The 4876-nt window shown below is 41.0% G+C and carries 6 protein-coding genes; all 6 read left to right on the top strand.

Annotated elements, in window-relative coordinates; all coding sequences use genetic code 11:
- The coding region (locus GQR53_RS19540) for a copper resistance system multicopper oxidase (protein WP_240917517.1) at positions 1 to 1708 on the top strand (1708 nt) is incomplete at its 5' end.
- A complete protein-coding gene (locus GQR53_RS19535) occupies positions 1705 to 2580 on the top strand; it encodes a copper resistance protein B (RefSeq protein WP_008128029.1) in 876 nt (291 codons plus the stop codon). The genes GQR53_RS19540 and GQR53_RS19535, both read left to right, overlap by 4 nt.
- Positions 2571 to 2804, top strand: coding sequence for a heparan-alpha-glucosaminide N-acetyltransferase domain-containing protein (locus GQR53_RS19530; protein ID WP_024605464.1), 234 nt, complete (start codon positions 2571 to 2573; stop codon positions 2802 to 2804). The genes GQR53_RS19535 and GQR53_RS19530 overlap by 10 nt, the downstream gene beginning before the upstream one ends.
- A 391-nt stretch (positions 2805 to 3195) precedes the next feature.
- Positions 3196 to 3618, top strand: coding sequence for a hypothetical protein (locus GQR53_RS19525; RefSeq protein WP_024605466.1), 423 nt, complete (start codon positions 3196 to 3198; stop codon positions 3616 to 3618).
- Between the two features lie 306 nt (positions 3619 to 3924).
- Complete coding sequence (locus tag GQR53_RS19520; RefSeq protein ID WP_004589265.1) at positions 3925 to 4338, top strand: MerR family transcriptional regulator; 414 nt, start codon at positions 3925 to 3927, stop codon at positions 4336 to 4338.
- A gap of 101 nt (positions 4339 to 4439) precedes the next feature.
- The coding region (locus GQR53_RS21580) for a cation transporter (RefSeq protein ID WP_240917516.1) at positions 4440 to 4876 on the top strand (437 nt) is incomplete at its 3' end.

Here is a 4876-nt window from a genome sequence, read left to right as displayed (position 1 = left end):
GCGCTCGATTCATGCAAGCGCAACAACAGGAGATGTGATCAAGAGACAGATCCTGACACAGGGGGTTAATGGCTCTATTCCCGCGCCAACATTACGCCTTAAAGAAGGTGACGATGTGACCATTCGCGTTACCAACAATTTAGCGGTACCTAGCTCTATTCACTGGCACGGAATTATTTTACCGTATCAAATGGATGGTGTACCGGGCATTAGCTTTAAAGGCATTATGCCTGGCGAAACGTTTGTTTATAAATTTAAGTTACAACAAAGCGGTACTTATTGGTATCACTCACACAGTGGCTTTCAAGAAATGACCGGTATGTATGGGGCGTTAATTATTGAGCCTCGTGAGCAAGATGTTATCAGCGCAGATAATGAACATATTATTCAACTCTCTGATTGGACTGATGATGATCCTATGGAGTTATTCCGTAAATTAAAAATTCAGGGGGATGTGTTTAACTTTAATCAGCCCACTGTACCTGAGTTTTTTGATGACATAGCAACAAGCGGCGTTGCTAATGCACTTCAACGACGTGAAATGTGGAACCAGATGCGAATGAGTCCAACCGATTTAGCTGATTTATCGGCTTCGGCAATGACCTATTTAATGAATGGTACTGCGCCAATGGCTAATTGGCGTGGGCTGTTTAAAGCGGGTGAAAAAGTACGTTTAAGATTTATTAATGGCTCAAGTAACACCTTTTTTGATGTACGTATCCCAGAGTTAAAATTAACTGTGGTACAAGCAGATGGACAAAATGTTGAACCCGTTACCGTAGATGAGTTTCGCTTTGGTCCAGGTGAAACCTACGATGTGGTTGTTGAGCCTAAAAATGACGCATACACAATTTTTGCACAAAGCATGGACCGCTCAGGTTATGCCAAAGGGACTTTGTCTGTCGCTGCTAATATTGATGCGCCAGTGCCTGCACTTGACCCAGTTGAGTGGTTAGCAATGCGGGATATGATGGGCAATATGGATCACTCTGCTATGCCTGGAATGGATCACAGCGCTATGGGCCACGCTAGCATGGACAAAACCAGTATGGATCAGGGGGCAATGGATCATAGCACAATGGACCACGGTGCAATGGCAATGGATCATAGCACAATGGACCACGGTGCAATGGCAATGGACCATAGTAAGCATAATATGGGTAAAAACCCACTGGCTGTTCCAAGTCAGAAAGTTCGCCACGCTAAAACAGAATATGGCGCCTCAATTGATATGCGCGTTGATACGCCACGCACAAACTTAGACGATCCTGGTATTGGGCTGCGCAATAACGGCCGTCGAGTTTTAACACTTGCAGATTTACGCTCTCTTGATGGCATAGTTGACCACCAAGCACCCGAAGCCGAAATTGAGCTGCATTTAACCGGCAACATGGAACGCTACAGCTGGTCTTTTGATGGCTTAGAGTTTGGTAAAAGTACCCCTGTGCATATGAAGCATAATCAGCGGGTACGAGTTATTTTACAAAACGATACCATGATGACACACCCTATGCATTTACATGGTATGTGGAGCGACTTGGAGAACGATCAAGGCGATGTGTTAGTTCGCCGCCATACCATAATGGTACAGCCCGCCCAAAGAATTAGCTTTTTAACTACGCCACATGATGTTGGTCGTTGGGCTTGGCATTGTCATTTACTGTTTCATATGGATGCAGGTATGTTTAGAGAGGTGGTTGTATCATGAGAAATTTAACCTTATCAACAGTACTTACTAGTGCACTATTAATTAGCGCACCGTTATTGAGCCTGAATGTGTTTGCTCAAACTGAAATGGGCGACATGTCTGGCGATATGGCGGGCGATAAAATGCAGCCGCAAGGCGGCGATGCCCCTAAAAATGCTCGCGATCCACACGCTTATGCTAATGGCACAACCTTAACGCAAGGGCCATATGCTTTAGCAGATGGCGAGCGCTTAACCCTTGCAGATGAGTATAAGTTTTACGCTATTTTAGGTGATCGCCTTGAGTATAACGAACAAGCCGATGCTGCTGTTTTCGATTTACAAGCTTGGTACGGCACCACCTTTAATCGATTAGTGATAAAAACCGAGGGCGATGTTAGTTATGGCAAGCTTGAAGAAAATCAAACTGATATTTTATGGGGTCATGCAATTTCGGCTTATTGGGATACGCAAGTCGGTATTCGCTACGATTATTATAAAGAAGGCAAAAACCGTCAATGGTTAGCGTTTGGTATTCAAGGCTTAGCACCTTATTGGTTTGAGCTTGATATGACAGCGTATGTAGGTGAGAGCGGCAATACAGCATTTACAGCAGAAGCTGAATATGAGCTGCTTTTAACACAAAGGCTCATTATACAGCCTCGTGCTGAAATAACATTTTATGGTAAAGACGATGAACAAAATGAGCTAGGCAGTGGGCTATCTAGTACTGCTATTGGCGTTAGGGTTCGTTATGAATTTACTCGCCAATTTGCACCTTATGTAGGTGTAGAGTGGACTAATAAATTTGGTAGCACAGCAGATTACGCCAAGCTAAACGAGCAGAGCAGCAACGATACTGAGTTTGTTGCCGGTTTAAGATTTTGGTTTTAATACGAAGAAATAACTACATTGATTTAATGAGAGCTACCGCAATTATATTGATGGTAGCTTTTCATTTTGTCTGGGATTTAAACTATTTTGGTTATATTAGAACAGACATACCTAACGGCTTTTTCTGGAAAGAGCTAAGAGCAGTAATAGTAAGCTACTTCTTGTTTTCAGTCGGTGCCAGTCTGGTGTATACCTATCAAGGTGGAATATCAGCTAAGAAGTAAAGTTGGCGAATGGTTAAGGTTAAAGAGTAAAGGCAAAAAACATCGCCATTGAAAGACGTACAATAGGCCATTTTATCACTTTTGATGAACGGGAATTGGATGTGCCCGGGATAGAACCGATTGTTGCAAAGTACTGCGCTTAAAGCTGAACAATTGGAAAAATGACCCATTACTCAATACCTAGTTATGAGCGTAGGGTTTTTATTTCTTTTAATGGTGCTCATGCTTGGCTTCAATCTCATGAGTATAAATTAGACACCCCTTTTATACTTGTGAAGTTTAAGCTGTTTAAAAAAGTAAAAAGTTTAGGTTTTAGTTCAAAGGTTGATCAAGATCATAAAATTATTTTTATAAAGTGGCTAATATTGTAGGTGCTAAAGAAGGAATGATAATGTTTGGACTTTTCAGGTGGTTTAAAATAGTAATAATAACTGTGTTGCTTACGCAGCATGGCTTTGCTATTGCTAAACCAATGAATTGTGAAGAGCATCATAATGGCTCATCCGACACGCATATTATACAACCAAGCAAAAATATGCATCATCAATCAATGATTGACAATAGTCACTATCACACTGAAAATTCGCAAGATTCTAAAAACCGTCATGGTGATGAAGACTGTGAAAAATGTAAAGCTGGTGATTGTGTTTGTTGTGAAGGCGGTTTTTGTACAAGCTTTCATTTAAATGCCTATCTTGTGCAAGCGCAAGAGGAAGGTATTTGCAATATTTACTCTGAGCTACTTCTACAGCGTACACCTCTACCAAAACCTGGTATCCATCTCTTACTTTATCGTCCACCAATTATTGGCTAATCACAGGATCAGTGCGTCTTTTTTTCGCCACTCCCATCAAAAATAGAATGACTTATTCATTGATTTAAATAATCAATTGTTTTGAACGATTAGTACGATATTTGGAAAGGCATTATGAAAATGCTCAAGTTATTGCCATTTACAGTAATTAATACTGTCGATTTTGGCCGAGATTCCTCTTTTTACCAAAAATTAGTTTTTAGCTTTTGCATTATTAATCACGAATAATCACTTGACCTGTGTCTTAGACACAGGCCTAAGCTGTAGGTGAGATTACAAACTTAGGTTAAGAACTAAGGAGTGAACATGAAAGTTGCAGAGCTGGCAAAAAGCCTTGGAACGACTGCTGATACGGTGCGCTATTACTCGCGATTGGGATTGTTAAAACCTGCTAAGTCAGTGAACGGCTACAAGTCATACTCGAATAAAGAAGTATCGAGACTTAAATTCATTTTAAGTGCCAGAAACCTTGGTTTTTCTGTTGCAGATATCAAGGAAATTATTAATGAATCTGAAGATGGTAAAAGTGCGTGCCCATTAGTCAGAAGCCTGATCAAAGAGCGGCTTGAAGAAACAGAAAAGCAGTTTCAAGCAATGTTGGCACTTCGAGGAAAAATGTCTTCTGCGCTTTCTCGATGGGAAGAAATGGAAGACAAAGCACCGACTGCAAACATGGTTTGTCATCTCATCGAAAACTTTGAGCAAATTAAAAAAGCATAGGAGGAAAAAGGGTGGCTACTAACACAAATATAAAAACTGAATCAGGCTGTTGCTGTCAGGCAAAAGCTCAATCCTCTTCGTGTAAAAGTAAGGAGAATACGTTGGAAAAAGTATCACATAACCAACAGCTTATCATTGAAGGTGCTGGGTGTGCTAGCTGTGTAGGCAAAATTGAAGGGGCGTTGAAGGCAACTCTTGGAGTCGTCAGTGCGGAAATGAATTTTGCTGATAGGACAGTAACAGTTTATGGGACAGCTAAAACAAAAGAATTGATCAAAGCTGTTGAGTCAGTGGGGTATAACGCGAAGCCAATTGATGATAGCTCAGCAACAGATGCGCTTGATGAGAAAGAGGCGGCTGATTGGGCATATTATAAGAAGCTAATGCGCGATACGTTTATTGCCCTTTCACTCGGCGTTCCTTTGATGATCTACAGCATTGTAGTTGGAGAAATGACGGTTGAAACAAACCTTGAACGAATTTCTTGGTTGGTTGTAGGCATTTTAACTTTTGGTGTTATGTATTTTTTTTTTTTTTT

The sequence above is a fragment of the Pseudoalteromonas sp. Z9A6 genome (assembly GCF_011378805.1).
Taxonomy (GTDB): Bacteria; Pseudomonadota; Gammaproteobacteria; order Enterobacterales; family Alteromonadaceae; genus Pseudoalteromonas; species Pseudoalteromonas distincta.
This window is presented reverse-complemented; position numbering and strand designations above follow the sequence as displayed.

Bases quoted from the DNA above. Each gene is read 5' to 3' on its own strand.
- GQR53_RS19535 (WP_008128029.1), top strand. From the start codon at position 1,705: ATGAGAAATTTAACCTTATCAACAGTACTTACTAGTGCACTATTAATT.
- GQR53_RS19525 (WP_024605466.1), top strand. From the start codon at position 3,196: ATGTTTGGACTTTTCAGGTGGTTTAAAATAGTAATAATAACTGTGTTG.
- GQR53_RS19520 (WP_004589265.1), top strand. From the start codon at position 3,925: ATGAAAGTTGCAGAGCTGGCAAAAAGCCTTGGAACGACTGCTGATACG.